This is a genomic window from Paenibacillus sp. J22R98 (genome assembly GCF_059383835.1).
Map to the genome: position 1 here is coordinate 190,843 of NZ_JBXENW010000006.1, position 20,155 is coordinate 210,997.

Annotated in this window: 14 protein-coding genes; 2 read left to right on the forward strand and 12 right to left on the reverse strand. The window is 40.1% G+C overall.

Annotation, left to right across the window (positions count from 1 at the left end; all coding sequences use genetic code 11):
• Positions 1–933: 933 nt before the first annotated feature.
• The 10 genes from AC50Y3_RS18480 to AC50Y3_RS18525 form a co-directional block, all read right to left on the reverse strand.
• On the reverse strand, positions 934–2,757 hold the full coding sequence (locus tag AC50Y3_RS18480) for a PhnD/SsuA/transferrin family substrate-binding protein (RefSeq protein ID WP_494820198.1): 1,824 nt from the start codon (positions 2,755–2,757) through the stop codon (positions 934–936).
• Positions 2,757–4,880, reverse strand: coding sequence for a phospholipase D-like domain-containing protein (locus AC50Y3_RS18485; RefSeq protein WP_494820199.1), 2,124 nt, complete (start codon positions 4,878–4,880; stop codon positions 2,757–2,759). The genes AC50Y3_RS18480 and AC50Y3_RS18485 overlap by 1 nt, the downstream gene beginning before the upstream one ends.
• 686 nt (positions 4,881–5,566) lie before the next feature.
• A complete protein-coding gene (locus tag AC50Y3_RS18490; RefSeq protein ID WP_494820200.1) occupies positions 5,567–6,205 on the reverse strand; it encodes a GIY-YIG nuclease family protein in 639 nt (212 codons plus the stop codon).
• Between the two features lie 254 nt (positions 6,206–6,459).
• Positions 6,460–6,972, reverse strand: coding sequence for a hypothetical protein (locus AC50Y3_RS18495; RefSeq protein ID WP_494820201.1), 513 nt, complete (start codon positions 6,970–6,972; stop codon positions 6,460–6,462).
• A gap of 161 nt (positions 6,973–7,133) precedes the next feature.
• A complete protein-coding gene (locus tag AC50Y3_RS18500; RefSeq protein WP_494820202.1) occupies positions 7,134–8,609 on the reverse strand; it encodes a DUF2779 domain-containing protein in 1,476 nt (491 codons plus the stop codon).
• A gap of 124 nt (positions 8,610–8,733) precedes the next feature.
• The gene (locus tag AC50Y3_RS18505; RefSeq protein ID WP_494820203.1) at positions 8,734–12,081 is read right to left on the reverse strand and encodes a DEAD/DEAH box helicase family protein; all 3,348 of its coding nucleotides are present in this window, start codon (positions 12,079–12,081) and stop codon (positions 8,734–8,736) included.
• Positions 12,065–13,258, reverse strand: coding sequence for a restriction endonuclease subunit S (locus AC50Y3_RS18510; protein ID WP_494820204.1), 1,194 nt, complete (start codon positions 13,256–13,258; stop codon positions 12,065–12,067). Before AC50Y3_RS18510 ends, AC50Y3_RS18505 begins: the two co-directional genes overlap by 17 nt.
• Positions 13,255–14,769: a class I SAM-dependent DNA methyltransferase gene (locus AC50Y3_RS18515; RefSeq protein ID WP_494820205.1), complete on the reverse strand. Its 1,515-nt coding sequence runs from the start codon at positions 14,767–14,769 to the stop codon at positions 13,255–13,257. Before AC50Y3_RS18515 ends, AC50Y3_RS18510 begins: the two co-directional genes overlap by 4 nt.
• Positions 14,770–14,840: 71 nt before the next feature.
• A complete protein-coding gene (locus AC50Y3_RS18520) occupies positions 14,841–16,754 on the reverse strand; it encodes an N-6 DNA methylase (RefSeq protein WP_494820206.1) in 1,914 nt (637 codons plus the stop codon).
• Positions 16,755–16,834: 80 nt separating this feature from the next.
• Complete coding sequence (locus AC50Y3_RS18525; RefSeq protein WP_494820207.1) at positions 16,835–17,140, reverse strand: DUF2325 domain-containing protein; 306 nt, start codon at positions 17,138–17,140, stop codon at positions 16,835–16,837.
• A gap of 233 nt (positions 17,141–17,373) precedes the next feature.
• On the opposite strand from AC50Y3_RS18525, the gene AC50Y3_RS18530 reads away from it, so the two are divergent.
• Both AC50Y3_RS18530 and AC50Y3_RS18535 read left to right on the forward strand, forming a co-directional pair.
• Positions 17,374–17,559: a hypothetical protein gene (locus tag AC50Y3_RS18530; RefSeq protein ID WP_494820208.1), complete on the forward strand. Its 186-nt coding sequence runs from the start codon at positions 17,374–17,376 to the stop codon at positions 17,557–17,559.
• A gap of 413 nt (positions 17,560–17,972) precedes the next feature.
• Positions 17,973–18,404 carry a hypothetical protein gene (locus AC50Y3_RS18535; protein WP_494820209.1) on the forward strand — a complete coding sequence of 144 codons (432 nt, stop codon included), beginning with the start codon at positions 17,973–17,975 and terminating at the stop codon, positions 18,402–18,404.
• A gap of 329 nt (positions 18,405–18,733) precedes the next feature.
• On the opposite strand, the gene AC50Y3_RS18540 is transcribed toward AC50Y3_RS18535, so the two are convergent.
• A complete protein-coding gene (locus AC50Y3_RS18540; protein ID WP_494820210.1) occupies positions 18,734–19,102 on the reverse strand; it encodes a hypothetical protein in 369 nt (122 codons plus the stop codon).
• 47 nt (positions 19,103–19,149) lie between these two features.
• Entirely contained in the window at positions 19,150–19,659 is a 510-nt protein-coding gene (locus AC50Y3_RS18545; RefSeq protein WP_494820211.1) for a DUF1643 domain-containing protein, read from the reverse strand.
• Between the last annotated feature and the right edge of the window lie 496 nt (positions 19,660–20,155).

Here is a 20,155-nt window from a genome sequence, read left to right on the forward strand (position 1 = left end):
AAGAGCAAAGCCATCAAACCAGTTCGCGTTCGAGTCCTTACCGCGCTCTGGAGAAGGTGAAACAATGCAAAATAGTCGATGAAATCATGAAAATTATTGGTCTCAGTTTAAACACGGCTTGGAAGCATCTGTAAACCAACCACAGCCACTGAATCGTGTGTTTAGTCCGCAGAACTGGATCAAAGCTAAAACTTGCCTTGCAGGAATAAATTTTGCAATAAGAAACTATTTTAACATGTTGCCGATGATTCCCGGTGGTCAAGAAATTAAAAATCGATTAAATCAGGCTCTAGTCCTTCCAGTGGATGATTTCGAAAACCTTTGTGCAGCCGACTAATTTATCGATGATATAATCATACCGTATATGCCGCCTATAGCTACAAAACACGAATCGACATGGATCCGTGTTTTGTTACGATATGTTTGTTTAACTAATTTTACACACAAACAATATAAAACATGTTTCAGGCTACCGACACTCTTTCCTCATGTTCTGATATGTATATGTTTTATTTGAAATCAAATATAGTGGTTTTGTTGATCTACGCATTAACATCTCCAGTGCTGCTTCTGGGCTTTCGACGCTATAAATTTCGCACTCTAATCCACGCGTATACTCATCAGCCAAATCCTCTACTTGCAAGGTGTCCGCCTGGGGGGTTAGCTCTTCTTCCGGACCACCGGTCACTAAAAACCATTTCTTAGCTAATCGAATCCCCCGCTTCCGGGCGATGTTGGATCCATGGTAGTTGGCGATTTTATTTTCAGTCAAGCCGGCAAAAGCGCTGATCTGGGCAGAAAAAACAAATTCTGCTTCAAATTGCAGCTGCAGATTGGTTAATTTGGCTCGCTAGATGAAAACATTTATTAAAACAATTACGATAAAGACAATAAAAAAGATAAGACGTCAGATTGTGACGTCTTATCTTGACTTTATTTTTCTAAGAGGATATCTTCTTTTGATTGCGGCAAAATCTCAAGTTCACCATTATAAACGTCTACTTTCCCTTTAATAACAAGGGTGTCCCCTTTCATTAATTTACTCGATTCAAATCCCACATTTCCAAATATAACGATTTTAATAAGTCCATTATCATCTTTCACCTCTAAAAAGGCATTATTATTTTTTATATTAATTTCACTAATAGAAGCTTTTATCTGAACGCTCTTTCCCTTCCACTCTTCTTTTATATCAATTATTGAAGTGAATTCCCTTTTAGCGGTATCTATCGCGGTTTCCTTTACTACCGACTCAGGTGAACTGATCGACTTGTTATCTTTTTGATTTTCCAAATACAAGTATAGCTCCTTGGCAAAATCGTAGTCTCCCTTTTCTGATGTAGTTAGTCCTGATTCTTCGTTAAACTGCTGATACGCCTCTGATACTACTTTCATAAAGTCTTTTAAAAAATCATTATCTTGATAAATTTCCTTTTTTAATAAATGTGGATTATTAGTTAATGGCTGAATGCCTAAAAGATAGAGAGGCTTTAAATTATCATCAAAATACTTATCAAGTTTTTCCTGAGTATCAATACCGGCAACACTATAAGGCAGTGATTTATTTGTTAAATAATATTGAAAATCCTTGAATGTGTTTGTTTCTATCACAAAGTTACCGACAAAACCCACGTCAGCATACCCTTTTGCCACAACGAGCGGGATTTCATTATGCTCAAAATAATCAGTTTTACTTTCCGGATCGATTTCTTTTTTACTAACTATTATACAATCTTTATCAATATCAATACCATATTCGTGCAGAAGGTAATACTTTTGAATTGAATATCCTGAAGCTGAGGACGGCTTGTTCAATACAATTCTTTTACCTTTAATATCATTTGGGGTTATTATTTGTGAATTTTTATTTGAGATGAAGATTCCTGTATATTCGCTGGAGTTATTCGCCTTAGTTATAATTTTCCCAAAAGGTAAGTAAAAATCATTTATTAAATTAGCTGCAATATATTCAAGTGGTGGAGTTTCAACGGCATCATAATATCCACTTTGCATTTTATCAACAACATCTTTACGAGGCGCGCTTTCAACAGATACACCGTCATATCCTTTTTGTATCAATCGATTTCCAAGCTTAGACCATATTTCATTTTGTAATACTTTCGCAAAATTGTAATCATAAAACAAATTCCCATATCGGAACGGTTTAGTTGGGTTCTCCGGTAAGTCAACGAAAACATATTTATCATCAGTTTTACCAATATATTTGCTTCGAAGATAAAGATCACTTTTATTTAATTCTCCATCTTCAATATATTTTTCATTAATATAACAAACAACCTCTCCCTTCTTTGTCGTAAATTGAATAAGTTTATTCCCATCCAGCTTATCCGTTCTCACTAATTTTTTTAAATTAATTTGAATCTTATACCAATCTGGGTTGGATACATCCCTTACATCAATTATCGCGTTTTGAACAAAATAACCTACCGGATCATAGTTGGTACTTGGATCTTTCCTTATATTTAATGCACTTGGGATAACTAGTCCCATACCTAATTGACTCGAGCTCTGTTTCTTTAATTGCTCATTTCTGTTTTCCTCTGCTACTTTGAGTTTTTGATAACGAGTTTCAAGAATTTTATATTCGTTTTTCTCCACATAATTATCGATTTCGTCTTTTTGTAATACTTCTGCATTTGCATTAACTTCTGCGTTAAATTTGTAATACCACCAACCTGAATTAATGCTAGCTGCCAAGATGAATAGAATCATTACTGCGGTGAGTACCTTTTTCATTAAGAAAACACCCCTGAATTAATTAAATTGGTTGCCGATTCAGATGTATCCCAAAGCAATCTGAAATCATCTAAATGTTTCTGATTGATCTCTTTATCTTTAAATACATAAAGTCGTTCTATGTTGAAATTAAAAGCATTTACAGAATAATTAGCTGAACCAGATAACGTAATTTCCTCGTCTACAATGATTTCTTTTCTATGCATTATTCCTCGACCCTCGGTACTCCATAATTTTATTTCGACATGCTCCATATCATTTAATTCTTTTAGTTTTTTTGCAACTTTTCGGTTTTTATAGCTAGATGAGTTTTTATTTGAATGCTGATTTTCCTTCCTACCAAATAAATTATCATGTAGTGCCTGCTTATCCAGAAGGATACAAATTGAAATATCTTGTTTTTGCCGGAGTAAATCTATCGTTTTCTCCTCGACTAAATTATAGACAGTTAATGTTACACTTGATTGAGCATTTTCAATGGCATTTGCTATCCTTTCACCTATTACATTGTTTTCTGAGATGATTTCGAAAGCAGTTTTGTCTTTTTTATTAATCTCCACAGCCTCTTTATGTAAATCCGACAAGATTCTAATGACGCTGTAGAAGTCATTTGCTTGGCTTGATAACAATTGCTCACTATGCTTTATCTGTTCTATGCCACTTAGATTGATATGCTCAACTCTATCTTCCACTTCGCTTATTTTATCAATGATACATTTTTGAATATCACCTTTATATTCTGATAGTTGTTTCAATGTGTTTTCATAGAAGATTTGTTGTTGCTCCATTGAAAGATTATTTTGATTTTTGATTGTAGAAATTTGTTCTGCAATATTTTTAAAGCTTGTTACGAACCCATCCATAGAACCATTCAACTCATTAAAGTAATATTGCAAGCGTGTATTGATAATTTTGGAAACCTTTGTATCAAGAAGCTCACTAATCCCGGCAAAAATTTGATTCATTGTTTCAAATGGAAGATCGAATTTATACGTAATATTGCTTTGACTCATTACAAAATTCGAATTTTTACTTAAAAGTATATATCTTATTTGGGTAGCTTCCCCCCTCAATTCATCCAATTTCTTTTGCATTTTAAAACAGTCCACTGCCATATTCGATACTTTTCTACAGATACTAATAATGTCAAGTATTGTCAGTTCTTCTACTGTGGTCTCCAAAGCTACCTTTTTCATTTCATTAACATAGCTGTCGATTGAATTGCGATCATATCCAATTCTTGAAATTTCTCTGGTATTGATTGAATGTTTATTACGTAAATCACTAATCATTGAGGATGTTTCAAAGTCATTTTTATCACAAAACTTATTACAATCATCAATTTGTCGATTTAATTCATCTACCGTTATATCACTAAGTCTATGTAACGTTCTCTTATTTTCTTCAAGGTAATTCATTATGTGAGCAAGTACGATACGTCTAGTTTTTATTTCATGTAAAAGTCCATGACTATATCCGAAATTCCCAATAACAATTACATCATCTTCTTCTATTATTACTGCTGCCTCCTCATAAGGGATTGGGGTTTCAATTATTGCAGGTTCCGGAGTGTTGCCCGTATGTTCGTCCAATTCCCCAATAATCTTCTTATTAGGTTTAAACAACCAAAACAAAAAGCTTACAATCAGAATCCCTACCACCACATAAAGCCATGGAGGAATGAAATTTTGCTTAATAGCTAGTTTTTCTTTAAATAAAATCAAGTAATCCCTGTTCTGATAATCAGTCATCCAAATCATCTGATAGTCCTTCATTTTTTGACGAATGTCAGAGCTGTTCTCTATTTGCTGCCTTGTCAGATTACGATTAAAAATATCGGTACGTACATCACCAACTTTTTCTGAAGAAATAAATGTTGGTGCACTCTGCGAATGGTCGGTAACACCAATAAAATAGACCTCATCATCTTCAACTGAAGACAAAAATTCGTTGATATCCGCTCTTGAATATGAGTTAACGTTTGCATTTTGGACAAATACATTAATTCTATCTTTAATTGATGTTTCTTTCCCATATGCGATCCCATAAGAAAATACAAAAAAGATCAATACCATTAACGATATTATTCGATTCAACTTTTGTATGTTTGTTTTGATATTCATTTGAACACCCTTTTTCACAGAATAATTGTGAACCCTAAATTCCGATGTTATGCGTTAAATATAAACAATAATCGATAGAATACGCCTATTGAATACTTTACCACATTAGGTATTATAAATCTTTTGTACTACAAAAAAAGAATAGATCATAATTCCCCCATACTCGACTCCGCGGAAGACTTGTGCTTGAGCGATATGTTTGAAGTTTGCAATGTCTACACCTACCACGATAAGTCTCTCTTCACCAGTTTTATTACGGTATCCGCTGTAACCGTAACTAAAGAAAGTGGACCGGAGATCCGGTCCACTTTCTTGATCGTTATCTGCACCGTTTATGGGACGGTGTAGTGTTTTTTATCTTTGCTTCAATTGTAACCGCGTCTCTTCATCCACCGCATCCAACAGTAAATCTTTAAGCACTAGCTTGTCCGCTCCAGTTATATGATCGACTCTCTTATCTACTCAATCCTACCCTATTCCCCATTTAGTTGCGTATCTTCTAGGCATGCCTTCCTCACGAAGCTTTCTGACTGTAGCTTTTACTTGATTTATCTCACCTTGAGTACATCCCAATACTGCTCAAAGCAAACTGCATCTTCAACGGATATAGCACTTATAGATTCACCCAGTAAAAGGACCTTTCAACCCTGAAATGATCCCTTTGCTCATTTGTTTCCCTCCAATGATTAAGATAATTGTTTGATGGATTGATAGATTGCAGACGGATAATCAGCCGATCGAACCCATTCCATGTCTTCCGACTCAAGGTTAAACCACTCTCCATTGACTCGTTTGGACTGAAAATGCTGATGAAAAAGATGTTCCGTCTTATAAGGATTGTGCGTGCGTATCAGAAAAAGAAGCTCTAGCTGAACGTGGATTTTAACGCCGAAGCCTTTGACAATACGTTTTAACGGATCATCAGCTTTACCGATTTTGATCCCATCCGTGCCATGCGCTTTGACGAAGTAAACGTACCCTACTCCGTTTTCCTCCATCAGTTGCGTAAAATCTTGCATCAGCTGTCGTTTTTGTATCTTTTCGGCAGCGGTCAGTTGTTTTTCAAAGAGCAGCAGCTTATTGATGCTCTCGATCATCAGAGCCGTACTGATGCTTTGTGTGCCGTATTTATCTTTGAGCTGCTGCCGGTATTTTTCGTTTCTTTTATCGGCTTGCTTACGCTCCCAAATGTACAAAGGGACGAAACAAAAAAGGAATATCACTACTGGAATCCAGAATCTTGTGATGATAATGAAAATGATGCTCAAGATAACGAGCAATGTGACAACGCCACCACCGCTACTTCTTCTACGCGAGTATCGCATTGTTTGCACCTCCTTATAGACATCATGGTCAAAATAATTTGAATCAATAACAAAAATACGGAGTGACATTTAGCTCGCTTCGTATTTTACTGATTATTGTTCTCTTACAATCTTGACGGACAAGTTTAACTATGATCCGCTAGGCGGCTTTTCTGCAATTCTCAATTTACGAATAAAAGAGTATAACCGCGCAATCGCAAATCTTATGTAAACAAAAACACGGATCTTTTAAGGACCCGTGTTTTTGTTGATCGTTAACCAATCTTTACTTTTTCACTTTCCAAAAGTTTATTTGGTTCCAAAAAACCATTTACGCTCCAAATCTGGTTTCGGTCGGAGTATACCCCTTTTACATCCATCTCATCTGAATGATCATCTGCCCCGTTTTTTTCCCTATCCATCCGCTTACGATCGCTATTGCTACGTCCAGTGGATCGTCTTTTAAACATTATTGACTCATCGAAAAATAAGGAGTCATCTTCATCTTCATCTTCTTCTTCTTCCTCCTCTTCCCACATCGATACTTCCTTCATCATCTTTTTTGGGTCCAGCCGATCTTCCAGGAGGATAAGAAGGTTCCACAACTCATCTGGGGTAATCCACTTCATTTCGTCTTCTCTGAATTGATTAATTCCCCAATCCATCAGTTGCACGAGATGAATCCGATCATCTTCTATGAGCTGTGTCTGGTCTTTTTTTTGTATTTTTGCTAGGAGTTTGTAAGCTGCTTGATTGAGTGGAAGTTGATTTAGTTCATTAATTTGCAATACGTTGCTTATTTATAATCTTTTGATACTACCTCCTGTATTGATCACACTGTAAACCTGTAGAAAATTCGCGTAAATCCGGAAGCACCGGTCGACAAAGCCCTGGGATGCTTTCCCTGGGCTTTGTCGTTAATAATAGCCTAGGATATGCTTGTTTCTGTTTAACTTAGCTCAATGAATATTTTCAGATGCTCCCATATCTTGACCATGGCGAGCGTATCAAGCCGGCAGTAGTCCAATAGATCCTGGCGGATCTGAGCTGCTTCTTGTGCCGTTAGGCGATGCAGCCCTTCATAGGCGGTCATCGCCATGGCGCCGTTTCGGATATTGAGGTTTTGATAATTAAGATCCGGGTCATCCGGAAACAGCGCGGGAAGCACGTATTTAATCGAACTTTTCCCCTGCATTTCCGGCGTTAAATACGCTTTGTCGCGAAACGGCACAATCAAATCGACGAATCTGTCCATGATCGCCTGCAAATGATCCGCGTACTCCGGCAACTGCGCCATCAGCGTTTTTAACATCATATTTTCAAAATGGCTGTACACAAACACCGTGGCGCCGCGGGGGATGTCTCTTGTAAGCGAATCTGCAAACGCGCGGCGCGGATCCGTACCCTCCTTCGCTAGAAATTCTTTGTGGATCAGCGATGCCCCGGGGTGCTCGAGGATGTGCAGCGAATATTGAAACGTCATTTGCTGATACGGTTTTACCCCGTCATAATGCGGAATTCGCATTTGAAAGGTTTCGAAATCAAGAAAGTATACCGGGTACTTAATTGCGCCAACAAAGTCAGCGATCCGGGTGCGATCGATTGCGCTTCTTTGTTCTTTGTACACGCTCACTTCTTCGGCTTGCGCCGCTGATAGCGCAACGTCATCCATAATATCGCTGACGCTGATGATCCCCTTGTGATATAGCTCAAACGCTTTGTCGCCGATCCTAGAGAGGTTGAACACCGAGTAGTCCGGGATATGCGACCAGCAGTGGTCTTTCGCCGGGCATTCATGTTCGTCTTTGCCGTATTTGTTGCAATAGCGACCAATGTCGCACTTGATACTGTTACGCAGCATCAGTTCTTTCATATGTACCAGTGACTGATCCACTTGGCTTTGCCTCGACTCGACTTCGTCGATGACGTCTTCGATATTAAACAATGCCTCGAGGTCCAGTTCGCCTTGACGCACGTATGTGTTGTTGAGTGTAATCCCAAATACGCCGGTAATATTCAAATGCTGGCGCGAAATGAACGACTGATACGCCATCCGGTCGATCGTACGGGGTTTGAGCGAGGTTGAAGGACTGATCGCGTAAATAAACCAGCCATCGTCGGTTTGGCACAGAACATCAACCACGGCAATCGCACTCTCGTGTTCAAAAGTCGCTTGAAAAATCGCCTCCGTGCTCGCTTGCAACAGCCGCTTGGTTTCTTGAATCATCTTCGTTTTGTCGTTGTCGTAAGCGACAAGCACGCCGTCAGAAAATAAACCTCTTGCCGTTTCGATGACCTCTTCAAACGATTCTGGCGTTCTAATCTCTGTCGCTTTGGAGACCATTTTTTCCGGCTCGTTTTGGTGAAACCAAAACGCTTTGGGGCATTGTTTATACCATAAGTAATCGGACGCGTTCAAGAACATGAAGCTTCACCCCCTTTGTATTTTATAAAAAAGGAAGAGTACACGAATAATATTCGAGCTCTTCCTTTTTCTTACTTATGTTTCTCTCACTCGGTAATCCTCGCTGCGGTGTTGATGTCAAACATCAGCTTATTTTGACTCGAGCACCTTCTTTTAGCGTTTGAACAACATTCACGATATCATCGACTGTGTTTTCATCGAATAATCCGTATACGCCTTCATGATGAAGCGAAACAAACGGCTGGTCGAGGAGTTTTCCCGGTTCCAAAATACCGTTTACCGTCAAGTAATCGATGATCATATTAATGAAATTGATTTGATTGGAGTTCAAGTTTGCTCGTTGCAGCAGTGCAGCAAAAGCATCCTGAGCCGCAGATCGCTCTAGTCCAAGTAGGCTTCGCACGAAGATACCAAACGAGTTTTCACTGTTCGATACAAAGAGCTTATTAAATTGCTCTTTGGTGCCAACTTGCTCCTTTTCGAGCATATCCGCAAATGCATCAACATCCATCGGCGTAATTTCCTTATTCCGCCGGATTCTTTGAACAGCGACGTGATCTTGATGTTTTCGGATATAATCACTGACATGGCTCTTATAATCCGTAAAGTCACCGAATGAAGGGAGTTCACCATCAAAGACGATATCCTTCACCAACTTATCCTCAAAATCAGTGTGCACGATCACCTTCTGCTCTTTATCGAGCAGTCGAATCAGTTCTCGGATCACCTTACGACACTCATTAAGCTCGATTGCAGAAGTTCTTTCAAAAAAGCGAATATCCATGATCCCTTTCAGCATTTCAACATGCTGGGCTACTTGCGGAATCATTCGTTTTTGATAAATATTTTTGGCTATCTCCTGCAGCTGCTTTTTCTTGGAATCCGTTCCGGATATCAGCGTAACCCCTAGCAGAACGCGCTGTAATCGAACATGCAGCAGGTCAACCCGTTTTTTATCCTCAGGCTCCATATCATACACTAGTTTGGCAAACTCGCTTGTTAGCTGGTGCACATCAATATCTTCAAGCCACTCCCAGCTTTCGGCTTTACGGAACTTCAACAACGTCGGAATATGGGGGCGAATAGCGAAATGATGTTCATCCATAATGCTAAGCTGCTGCACCAAGGTCTTAATCACTTCATGCCGGATAGCATCGTAGGCATCTCCTGATGCAAACAGCTCTCTGACTAAATGGACACGCTCCTGAAATAGTTGCCCTGTAATATGAAGTGGAATTGGCTTGGGCTCTTCCTTATGACCAAATTTGAAATACTCCACATTGCCGCAAAAATCAAACAGCAGCGCATGAGTTTTATGCTGACCCGGTCCAAACAAGTTCTCACAAAGGCGTGTGCCGCGTCCAATCATTTGCCAAAATTTAGCTAACGAAAGAACCGGCTTAAATAGAACAAGATTCACAACTTCCGGAACGTCAATCCCAGTGTCGAGCATATCGACGGATACCGCAATGTGCGGGTCTTTATCGCTTTGCTTAAAGTTGGAGATAAGCGTTCTTGCGTAAGTAATTCCGTCGTGAATCTCAGCAGCAAACTTTCCTTTGAGATGAGGTACCATGGAATCAAAAACCTCTACGATCAGTTCCGCATGAGCCTTATTTCGGGCAAAAATAATCGTTTTCCCGAACCTGTCGCCACCTTCTACTTTAATTCCGTGCTCGAGGAGCGTCTCCAATGCTTTTCGAATCGTATCCCGATTATAAAGAAACTGATTGAGTTCTTCGGCTTTCACCTTGTTTTGCTTTTTGAGCGGTAAAATCTTAGCATCGTATTCTTCCTGTTCTTCCGGAGATAACTCGTTACGGTCGACTCCATTATGTAAGAACTTGAAGAACACTGATACTGGTTTAACCGGGACTAAATTTTTGTCTTCTAGTGCTTGTGTATACTCATACGCAAAGGTTGGCACATTCTGCGTTAAGCCAAAGAATTTGTATGTATCATGATCTACGTCACTCTTTGGCGTTGCAGTAAGCCCAAGTAAAAGGGAATCAAAGTATTGAAATAGAAGCCCGAATTTATTGTAAATGGAACGGTGTGCTTCATCGATAATGATCAGATCAAAATGTCCAGGGGAATATTTCGGTCTTTTACCTGGTTCAATAAACCCCATCATCGTATGGTACGTTGAAAAATAAATCCGTGCCGATGGATCATCCTTATCCTCAAGAAGATTGCAGGTTGTTCCACTCGGGAGATGTTTTTTGAATTCTCCCTGTGCTTGCCCTACCAATTCCGTACGATCAGCAAGGAATAACACGTTTTTTGCCCATCCTGTCCGTTTAAGGAAGTCTACAAAAGCAATTGCTGTCCTTGTTTTTCCCGTCCCCGTAGCCATTACCAGAAGTGCACGCCGGTGACCCTCTTCATACCTTTCTGCTACCCTTGTTATTGCTTCGATTTGGTACACACGACCTGCAATCAATGCGTTCGGCTTATATTCGGCTGTGTTTTTGCGCTCCGTCCGCTTTTGAATCGCCCACTCAAGATCTGCTTTGGAGAAGAACGACGATACCTGGCGCTCAGGATAGAACGTATCATCCCACATCCACGTTTGATATCCGTTGGTATAAAACATAATGGGGCGCTGACCATACTTTTTCTGCAGCAGATCCGCGTACTTCACCGCCTGATCTTTCCCCTCTTTTGCGCTGCGGGTCGTCTTTTTTACTTCAATGACCGCCAGTGGAAGTCCACTGTCAGACCACAGCACATAATCGCAAAAGCCAAGCCCCGTACGATTCGGCATACCTTCTACTTCAAATTCACGTACATGTTCGCCATGCGGATTCCAACCTGCATCACGAAGCATCACATCAATAATAAGCTGCCGAGTACGGGCTTCATTTTCCGGCGTCAATTCAAATCGTGGATTACTGCTTCTGGCTGAAAGTTCGTCGATTTTTTTCTTCAGTTTGGCGTTTTCCTCTTCAATCTCTCGAATCCGCGCATCCTTCTCTTCGACCTGTTTCTCTATGCGCCGCAAATCACCCGTCGATTCCGCTAGTTTTTTAGTGGTTACTGGGATAAGATCTCGATTAAACGTTATATTCTTTAATGGCTTATCTAGGTAATAGTCTTGCAGCCAGTTGAGGAACAAAAAGAGATGCTCAAAGATTAGCAATGCATTTTCATTCGTAACCGGCGCATCATCATGAACCGCCATGTTGCCAAGCTTAATTATGAGCTTAATCGGCTGAAACAGACTCAGTTGAAGCGTCTCCTGAAACGACTTTGTATGGACCAGATCGCTTAACGTGAATTTTTCTTTTTCCGGATACTCCAAGTATCCGTCTTGGCTATACATCCACCGAACCGCGCGCTCCAGCGACGCGCGGCTGTAAAACAAAGATGTACGGGGATTGACGAAGACGTTCGTTTCCGCTTCCGATGCGTATTCATATAGCGTTTGCCACTGCGGATCGTTTTTTAGAAAATCAACGTTTAAGGGCATAGTCATCCACCTTCGATTCACGGAATTGTAGTCGTCCGGTAAACGCTTGGTGTAAGAGGGATTGGAAGTTTTCATTGAGTTTTGCGAGTTGATTAAGCATTTGTTGTTTTTGATTCTCTACTTCATTACAGAATGAAGTAAACTTGATCTGTTTTTCTATAGGTGGTAAAGGAACTTGTATCGGCTTTAAAGTCTCCAAGTTAATATTAGCCCGTGCAGTCGCTGGTGCAAGTGATAAAAATATTGGTTTCCAGTATCTAAGTACATATTCAATATATTCGGATGTAATTTTGTTGTAATTTGGAAAAATCCCAATAACACTATCTGGGGCATAGCAATTAATTTCAAGTATTGCGGTTGCGCCAATTGTTGCACCTACTATCGCAATGACTACTGTTCCTTTAGTAAATTCCCTGCTTACTTTGATACCCTTTGCATTGAGAGTCTGTGTCCATTCTTTTAAACGATGATTGCTCCGGTTAATATCGCCTGTTTGAATAAACGGGTATCTCCCATTATAGTACGATGGGTCATTTCTAGGTCGTGGGGTAAATCTACCCCTATTCAATTCGGCAATATCTTCTAACTTAGCCATCTTCCATTCCATCGAATTCTTAATGGGATCCCCAAACATATCCCAAAATACTGACTCAACGAGTTCATCCAACTTGACAATCGTTTCTTTTCGTTTATTTATTAAAGTTTCTGCTTCTGACAAAGCGGAAGCAATCTTCCATTGCATGTTGATGTCTGGAACAGGTATTCTTATTTGTTTTGCATCAGAATCATTAATTGCTTTTTGAGTTGCCCCTTTAGATAACTTATTCTTTTCATTTTGGAATAAACTGGAGTTAATGACATAGGTCAGATATTCAGGAATTATCTTTTTTTTATCCGAACGTAGCACACTAAATCCGGTTGATACAATAACATCTTGGTATTTCTCATTAATAAGTAATACCTTCTTTGTATCTTTCATTTTCGCGAAAATTACATCGCCAACAGCAACATTTTGATTAGCCCGTGAGGGCTTTTCATCAAAGGAATATTCCTCAAACGTAAGTTCGTTTTCCAGTAGGTTTCCCGTTGGCAGATATCTTCTTATTCCTTCATATTTTTTGACGCTATCTGAAGTGAACCTACAAATCTCACCCAAAGCAAAATGCTTAATATTCATCCCAGCATATCCTCCAGTTTTTGCAAGCCTACTGTGATCTCTTCTTCCAAGTTAGCAATTTCTTGAAGGATTTGTTTTGGCGGAGCATAGCTCACTTCTTCGCGAATCTGCTCTTGGTAACGTTTGATGCTTAGATCATATTTATTAGCTCGAATATCATCGACGGATACAAAGAAGGACTGTTCCGTCCTTGAACGCGATTTCTCCGATTCAAGGTTATTAAATCGAGTTATAATATCCGGAATGTTATTTTCCTCATGCTTGCTCAAATCTAGTTCACGGCGGTTGTCATCAAGCGAATATCCGTCAGCCTGCATGTCATAAAACCAAACTTGATCTGTGCCACCAATGCTCGTTTTACGGAAAATCATAATTCCCGTCGATACCCCGGCATAAGGCTTAAATACGCCAGAAGGCATAGAGATAATGGCTTCGAGTTTATGATTATCAATGATCTCTCTACGAATATCAGTATGCGCATTTGAAGATCCAAACAAAACGCCGTCTGGCACAATTACCGCGCAGCGTCCACCGTTTTTCAGCAACCGAAGCATCAGCGCCAAGAACAATAGCTCTGTTTTCTTTGTCCGTACCTTATTCAGTAGATTTTCTGCTACATCACTGTAATCAAGCGAGCCTTTAAACGGCGGATTTGCCAGAACCATCGTATACTGCTCAGATTCTGTATTTCCCTTCGAAAGCGAATCTTTATATTCCATGTTCGGATCCTCGATGCCGTGAAGCATGAGGTTCATGCTAGCAATACGCAGCATGGTTTGATCTGTGTCAAAGCCATGAAACATTTCGTTCTTGAAGTGATCTTGCAGTTGCTCATTGCCGGATTTAACGAATAACTCATCGCGGTAATGTTTAAGCACATACTCCGCCGCGGCAACGAGGAAACCCGCCGTTCCCGTTGCCGGGTCCACAATGGTGTCTCCTGGCGTAGGCTGCATGAGATCAACCATCATTTTGATAATGTGACGAGGCGTTCGGAATTGTCCGTTGGTTCCAGAAGTTGCAATTTTAGATAGTAGATACTCGTACAGATCTCCCATCGTATCCTTTTGACTTTCATCTTTGCCCGCATTTTTCTCATCCATCGTGGTGAGGAGATCATCAATTCCAGCTACCACACGCTGCAACAGCGATGCGGTCGGAATAATGAATACGGCGTTCTCAAGATGCCTTGCAAACTTGGATTCTTCACCACCGAGATTTTTCATATGCATGAACGATTTGTCTTTTACAATCATGAACATCTCTTCGGGATTCGTTTTATTTTTAAATTGTGACCACCGAATATCGTTTTCTTCTTTAGAAAAGAATGATTTTGCGATAACGGTGCCAAGTCTTGCTTGCCGATCAATTTTCTTCTGCTGCTCATCAAGCTGCCGCATGAACAACAAGTATGTAAACTGCTCGATAACGGAAAGAGGATTTGAAACACCTGCACTGTAAAAATTGTCCCATATTGCATCTACTTTATTTCGAATTTCGCCTGTAATCATTGTGTAGCCTCCAAAAATTAGTAGTAGTAGCGTTTTTGATTGATCTTAAGAAAACGGGGACTGCTCGTTTATTAGTCGATCTCTTCGATCGCATATGCAATCCCCATTTGATCGTAGATCTCCATATACTCTTCATACTGTCTCGCGAATGCTTCCTTGATTGCTCGTTCATACTTTTCGTCAGCTTCTATCATCTGCTTCGCGATCTTCCGCTGCTGTTCTAATGGCAATTCTGGAATCGGAATGCCTTCAATATCTTTAGGGCTTAGTACCGTCATCATAGATCCGCGCTGGTTCATTTCGAGATAAAGCTGGGCGATAGGGCTTGTTAAAAATGCTTTCAGAAAGTACGGATCATATTTTTCGCGATTCCGGACTCGAATCCACATCAGGTTATTGGATAACACCAATCGTTCCTGGTTTTCAGGTACAATGGCGATTTTAACCGCAGATCCCCGACTTGAAATCAGAATATCACCGGGATGCACCTCATACCGCATAGCAGACCGCGTCGCATAGGCATTAAGGTTCAAAGGAGTTAGATTATCAAGTAAAATTACCCCATCCTGGATATCACTTAGGTTGATCATCCTATGGGTGTAAAACGTTTCTTCTGCTGCAGCGGCGTCTTTGCTACTATTCAATAGATTACCTCTAACGACTTCAGCCACATCTTTAATGGTTATATCAGAGGTATACCTTTTTCGATTAATGCTTACTAACCCAAACCTCGTGTTCACTTCATTCCTCTCAAAGTAGCGATTCGAGTCCAAGTTCCACTCATTTTTTTGGAGTTCATCTAAAGAAACAATTCGGCAGTATTGATCCACTTCTTGTTTATTTGAGTAAGCATCCGTGATTCTTTGGATATCTTTATCGCGGAGAATGTTTTGCTTGCGCCCCTTCTCATAGTCTGCTCCAGCATTGATAAGCATCACTTTGCCCTTCATGTTATCATCCTTGTTTTTATTAAGGATTAAAACGGCTGTAGCGATCCCAGTTCCGGCAAAAAGGTTTGGAGGTAAATTGATAACCGTATCGATTAAATCATCGTTTAACAGACCCTCTCGAATCCTTTGTTCCGCCGCCCCTCTAAATAAAGCGCCAGAAGGAACTATAATGGCTGCTTTACCATTCTTATTTAAAGAAGCAACCGCATGAAGAACAAAAGCCATATCGCCATAAGATTTCGATGGGATACCATACCGGAACCGTCCATACAAATCGTTTTCAGCTTCTGTATGCCCCCAATTTGGTAAACCAAATGGCGGATTCATAATGACATAGTCAAATTGCTTCAAACGATTATCTTCTATAAACTGAGGATCTCGAATGGTATCCCCTTGTTTGACGTGGGCTTCTGAGTCAGGATCCACACCATGAATAATCAAATTCATGACCCCAAGAGCATAAACGGATTTGTTTAGTTCTTGACCATATAAATGGACATTACGATCAGAAAACTCAAATGCTTCTATGAGGAACTTGTTTAATCCAGCTGTTCCGTCATACACTGAACCAGTTTTAATATTAAGCAGTCGTACAAGCAAATGCGCTATTTGATTGGGACTGCTAAACTCCCCTGCACGAGCCCCCTCTTTCTCAATGATGTAATCAACGAATTGACCGGCTATGTTACTGGAACTCAGTGTGTATTTATTTAAAATCGAAGTAATTTTAAAAACAGTCGTATCAGATAGCATTGAAAAATTATTTATGGTCAGCACACCCTTTAAGAGAGGGTTTACTTCTTCTATTTCTTTCAAAGCTTGATTCAATCGAATTCCAATTTCAAAACCGACCGAAGTAACATCCTGCCATTTAGCTGATGAAGGAATATGATAATCATGATTTTTTTCACTAAGCAATTTATAGGTAACTAGAGTGATTATATATTCCTTATATTGGGACGAGTCCGTTTCCCCGCGTAAAACGTTAGCGCTATCAACCAGATCGAGCGTTAAATTCACTAAACTTTTTTCCACAATCAAACCCCCATTGTAATTTCGATACTTTATATTTAATAAATTTACTACACTTTTATAGTATGGTCAATACTTTAATTTTATACACCAAAGAATGAGCTTGCTTTTGCCAATGCTGCACTTGCTCCAATTCCGTTTTGGTAAAATACCGGTTTGTTGTACTGTTTCGATAATGACTTCGCATCCCACATTCCTTGATGAGAGCACGCATCTTTCATCAGAATAACAAAATCGGATCGCTTAACGATATTCTCCAGTTTTTTAACCCCTTGCTTACTTTTCATTTTACCATCATGGAACATAAGTTGTATTACACCTCCCTTTTTTGCTGCCATCATTTCGATCGTCTCAATTTTAAACCCTCCAATCACAGCAACCGTCTTCATTGCGGATCATCCTCCTCAATGTCATGTTCGACCATCTCTTGGTAATATCATACATCCGCCCAATATCATTGTCAAGTATGAGCCATACTTAAAATTAGTTTTTTAATTACGACATTTTTATCAATACTATACATTATAATAAAGAGAAGAAAATTAACCCAATGTACGATTCTACTGTATCCGATATGGCGGGTATTGTAGTATCACACATTAAATGAAAGGAGAAATAAAAAATGAATTCAAAAACTCACCCAATCAAACAGACGGCTACTGATGTTCGTCGTTCCGTCCAACGCTTAGAGGGCTTTAAGGAAATGTTCCCTAAGGACACGAACGTTTTAGACGGTTCGGTAGGCGCGTTGCTTGCACTGCTTAATGACGTATGGCGTGTAATTCCAGCCGAATTTAGAGATTCTTAATATAGAAGCTGCCGCAATTTGGCTATGAAACGTTATACTTTTTCTGTAAATGGACGGAGACAGGAATATCGGTGAAGCATAAATAGATACGGGAGAGCTGAGAAAGGAGATCCTCAGCCCCTAGAGGCAGTAGAATCGATACGTGCTGCAGCTTACGAAGATGAAAAGAAAGTTCGTACGCAAGGATTAATTTCTGATTTCCGTAGTGGGTTTTCATTAACCAACTCGTCCTATAGTATGAACTGAAAGCCACCGAGGTGGGAGAGACCCATTTGGCGGCTTTCCGCTCCCGCGATGCTTCACCTTCGGATACTTCTATTTGCGAGAACTTGTTCGGTCCTGGTACCTGGACGACAGCGCCGTTTTTGCTGATGCGTAAACCTCTTCTCTCGAGCCATTCTGGGGAAGAACACATGCCTATAGAGTGGTGGGAACAAGAACTGACAGAACTTACCAAATGGCTTCCGATACCAGTCATACTGATGCAGCAGAACCAGCATTTCGCGGACGATCACCAGGAAAATCAACTCCTAAATCGCCTTCTTCCGATCCGTGATGTGGTGGTAAATGCGGCGGGATGGATTCTTCCGACGCTGGATCTTCTTGAGTCAGACGCGGACGTATTCACGCGGGAATGGATGATGACGTTCAATCCTAATACGGAAATGCCAATCTGGTGGGCAAAATCGAAAACGGAGTTTCTGGATCAGTTTTGGGTGGCACTTCGTGAGGTCGAAGCGATGGACAAGACGGAGTATCTGACATGGGTGGAAGTTAGTCCAGACGTTGCGCTGAAACTGACTTACAAAGCGGTATGGGTTATGTTTGTCAAAATCGCTTTGTAACAGTAGAGCCCACCTTCATATACCCGGTTTTGCAGAAACGAAAAAAAACCGGAACTGTTGTCCGGTTTTTTTCGTTTCTTTTTAGCTAGATGTCCCACTCCATTGGGTATTCACACTACGATAGTACCAACATCCCCATCATTGTCAGATGTGCACCTGGAACCTCTCGAAATCGAGAAAATACAGCGGGCACTTGACTTTTAAACTGTATAATATCGTCTTTTATTTTGAAGAAAAACATGTTCAATTACCGTCTTTGGTTGAATTGAGACAGGTGTAACAAGCTTAGGGTTACAGGTGAAACACTTACGTACTCCATGTGTCAACCCTCAGTTTGGTTCCACCCATTTTAATAAAGTTACCATGTAAGGAATTCCGTTTCGTTTCGAGGTCTTTATAAATTTTCCGTCTCGAATTATTTTTTCAAACTCATTTTTTATTTGGTAATCCCATTCTTCTTTGCTTCCAGTTTCGTATGTATATATGCCTGTGAAGATTCGGCTAAGTTTTTGAATATCTTCATAATCTAGATGGTGGGAGTATTCGTATTTCGAACTCGGATGGTCAGATCTTAGTCTTAGACGCAAACCTTCGACGTCAATCTGCTTACTATTTCTATAGAATGAAATAATGTTAACTTTACCTGATTTAATTGTATCTACTTCAATAATTTTCTTGATAATTTCTCGTTTTTCCATTCAGTTGTCCCCCCAAGTCTCGGTTTCGTGGTCCCGCTGTATGGTACTCAAAATTTTGGAAGGTTATATTCGGAAAGATTTATTTTTAATTTATTTACCACTCGAATGAAGTATGTTGCTTGTGTTGGAGTCTTTTCCCGGTCCTTATTTCTCATCAAGCAATATATTTTGCTATTATATTTCTCGAGCAGTGGTTTGTATTGCATAGAGGCAACTTTCCCTTTTTCACCCCAACCAACGATTACTGAATGCCCTAATTGAAGGGCTTTTAAAATGTACCTATTATTTTTTTTATAATCAAAATTATGAACGTCAGGATTAATATTTGAAGATTTGCTTTCAATTGACGGAATGACATTCACAAGGATAAGAGTGCCAAAATTTTTAGCCTTTGCAAGCTTTACCATGAAGTCAGAGGTGTGATCACGTCTTATCTGATTGGCGATGCTTGGATTCAGTAATACAGCTGTTAATATTGGTTTTGAGCGGTCCCATGTAATTCGTAGATAGTATCGCTTTTTTGACGAAATATTTTTGGGAAAGCACACACGTTTCATGGCGCACAACCTTAAATTTATTGACGAGTCTATTATAATTCTTAGTCTCTAAGGCTAGTATATCAATAAACGATTGTCGATTTCAGTCAAAAGTCGGTATCAGGCGAACGAAGAACGAAGTAAAAAACGAGACTTTGCCACTCTGTCCGAGAGGGGTTAACGGCGCCCTGGGCGGCGTTAACGGGATATGTACGGCAAGCTAAGGTCGCATAACCGGCTAATGCTCTCGACTGTGCAGCCACGGCAAGGGTGCGACCCAGTTCAGCAGCCTGACAGTCGTGTAAAGCATTATCATTTTATGGGCAGTTTTCGCTACCCTTTTTATTACGATATCCGCCCTCGGATTATTAGGTGGATACCATTAACGAGTTGGTATTCCGCCAACCGATTTTGTGTAAGCCATGAACAAAGCTGGTAACCCGGGGGCGCACCGTCCTGTTTGACGATTGCCGGTACAGCTGATATGTCAAGCACCCACGACGGAACCGAACCAATC

Bases quoted from the DNA above. Each gene is read 5' to 3' on its own strand.
- AC50Y3_RS18480 (WP_494820198.1), bottom strand. From the start codon at position 2,757: ATGAAAAAGGTACTCACCGCAGTAATGATTCTATTCATCTTGGCAGCT.
- AC50Y3_RS18485 (WP_494820199.1), bottom strand. From the start codon at position 4,880: ATGAATATCAAAACAAACATACAAAAGTTGAATCGAATAATATCGTTA.
- AC50Y3_RS18490 (WP_494820200.1), bottom strand. From the start codon at position 6,205: ATGCGATACTCGCGTAGAAGAAGTAGCGGTGGTGGCGTTGTCACATTG.
- AC50Y3_RS18500 (WP_494820202.1), bottom strand. From the start codon at position 8,609: ATGTTCTTGAACGCGTCCGATTACTTATGGTATAAACAATGCCCCAAA.
- AC50Y3_RS18505 (WP_494820203.1), bottom strand. From the start codon at position 12,081: ATGCCCTTAAACGTTGATTTTCTAAAAAACGATCCGCAGTGGCAAACG.
- AC50Y3_RS18510 (WP_494820204.1), bottom strand. From the start codon at position 13,258: ATGAATATTAAGCATTTTGCTTTGGGTGAGATTTGTAGGTTCACTTCA.
- AC50Y3_RS18515 (WP_494820205.1), bottom strand. From the start codon at position 14,769: ATGATTACAGGCGAAATTCGAAATAAAGTAGATGCAATATGGGACAAT.
- AC50Y3_RS18525 (WP_494820207.1), bottom strand. From the start codon at position 17,140: ATGAAGACGGTTGCTGTGATTGGAGGGTTTAAAATTGAGACGATCGAA.
- AC50Y3_RS18530 (WP_494820208.1), top strand. From the start codon at position 17,374: ATGAATTCAAAAACTCACCCAATCAAACAGACGGCTACTGATGTTCGT.
- AC50Y3_RS18535 (WP_494820209.1), top strand. From the start codon at position 17,973: ATGCCTATAGAGTGGTGGGAACAAGAACTGACAGAACTTACCAAATGG.
- AC50Y3_RS18540 (WP_494820210.1), bottom strand. From the start codon at position 19,102: ATGGAAAAACGAGAAATTATCAAGAAAATTATTGAAGTAGATACAATT.
- AC50Y3_RS18545 (WP_494820211.1), bottom strand. From the start codon at position 19,659: ATGAAACGTGTGTGCTTTCCCAAAAATATTTCGTCAAAAAAGCGATAC.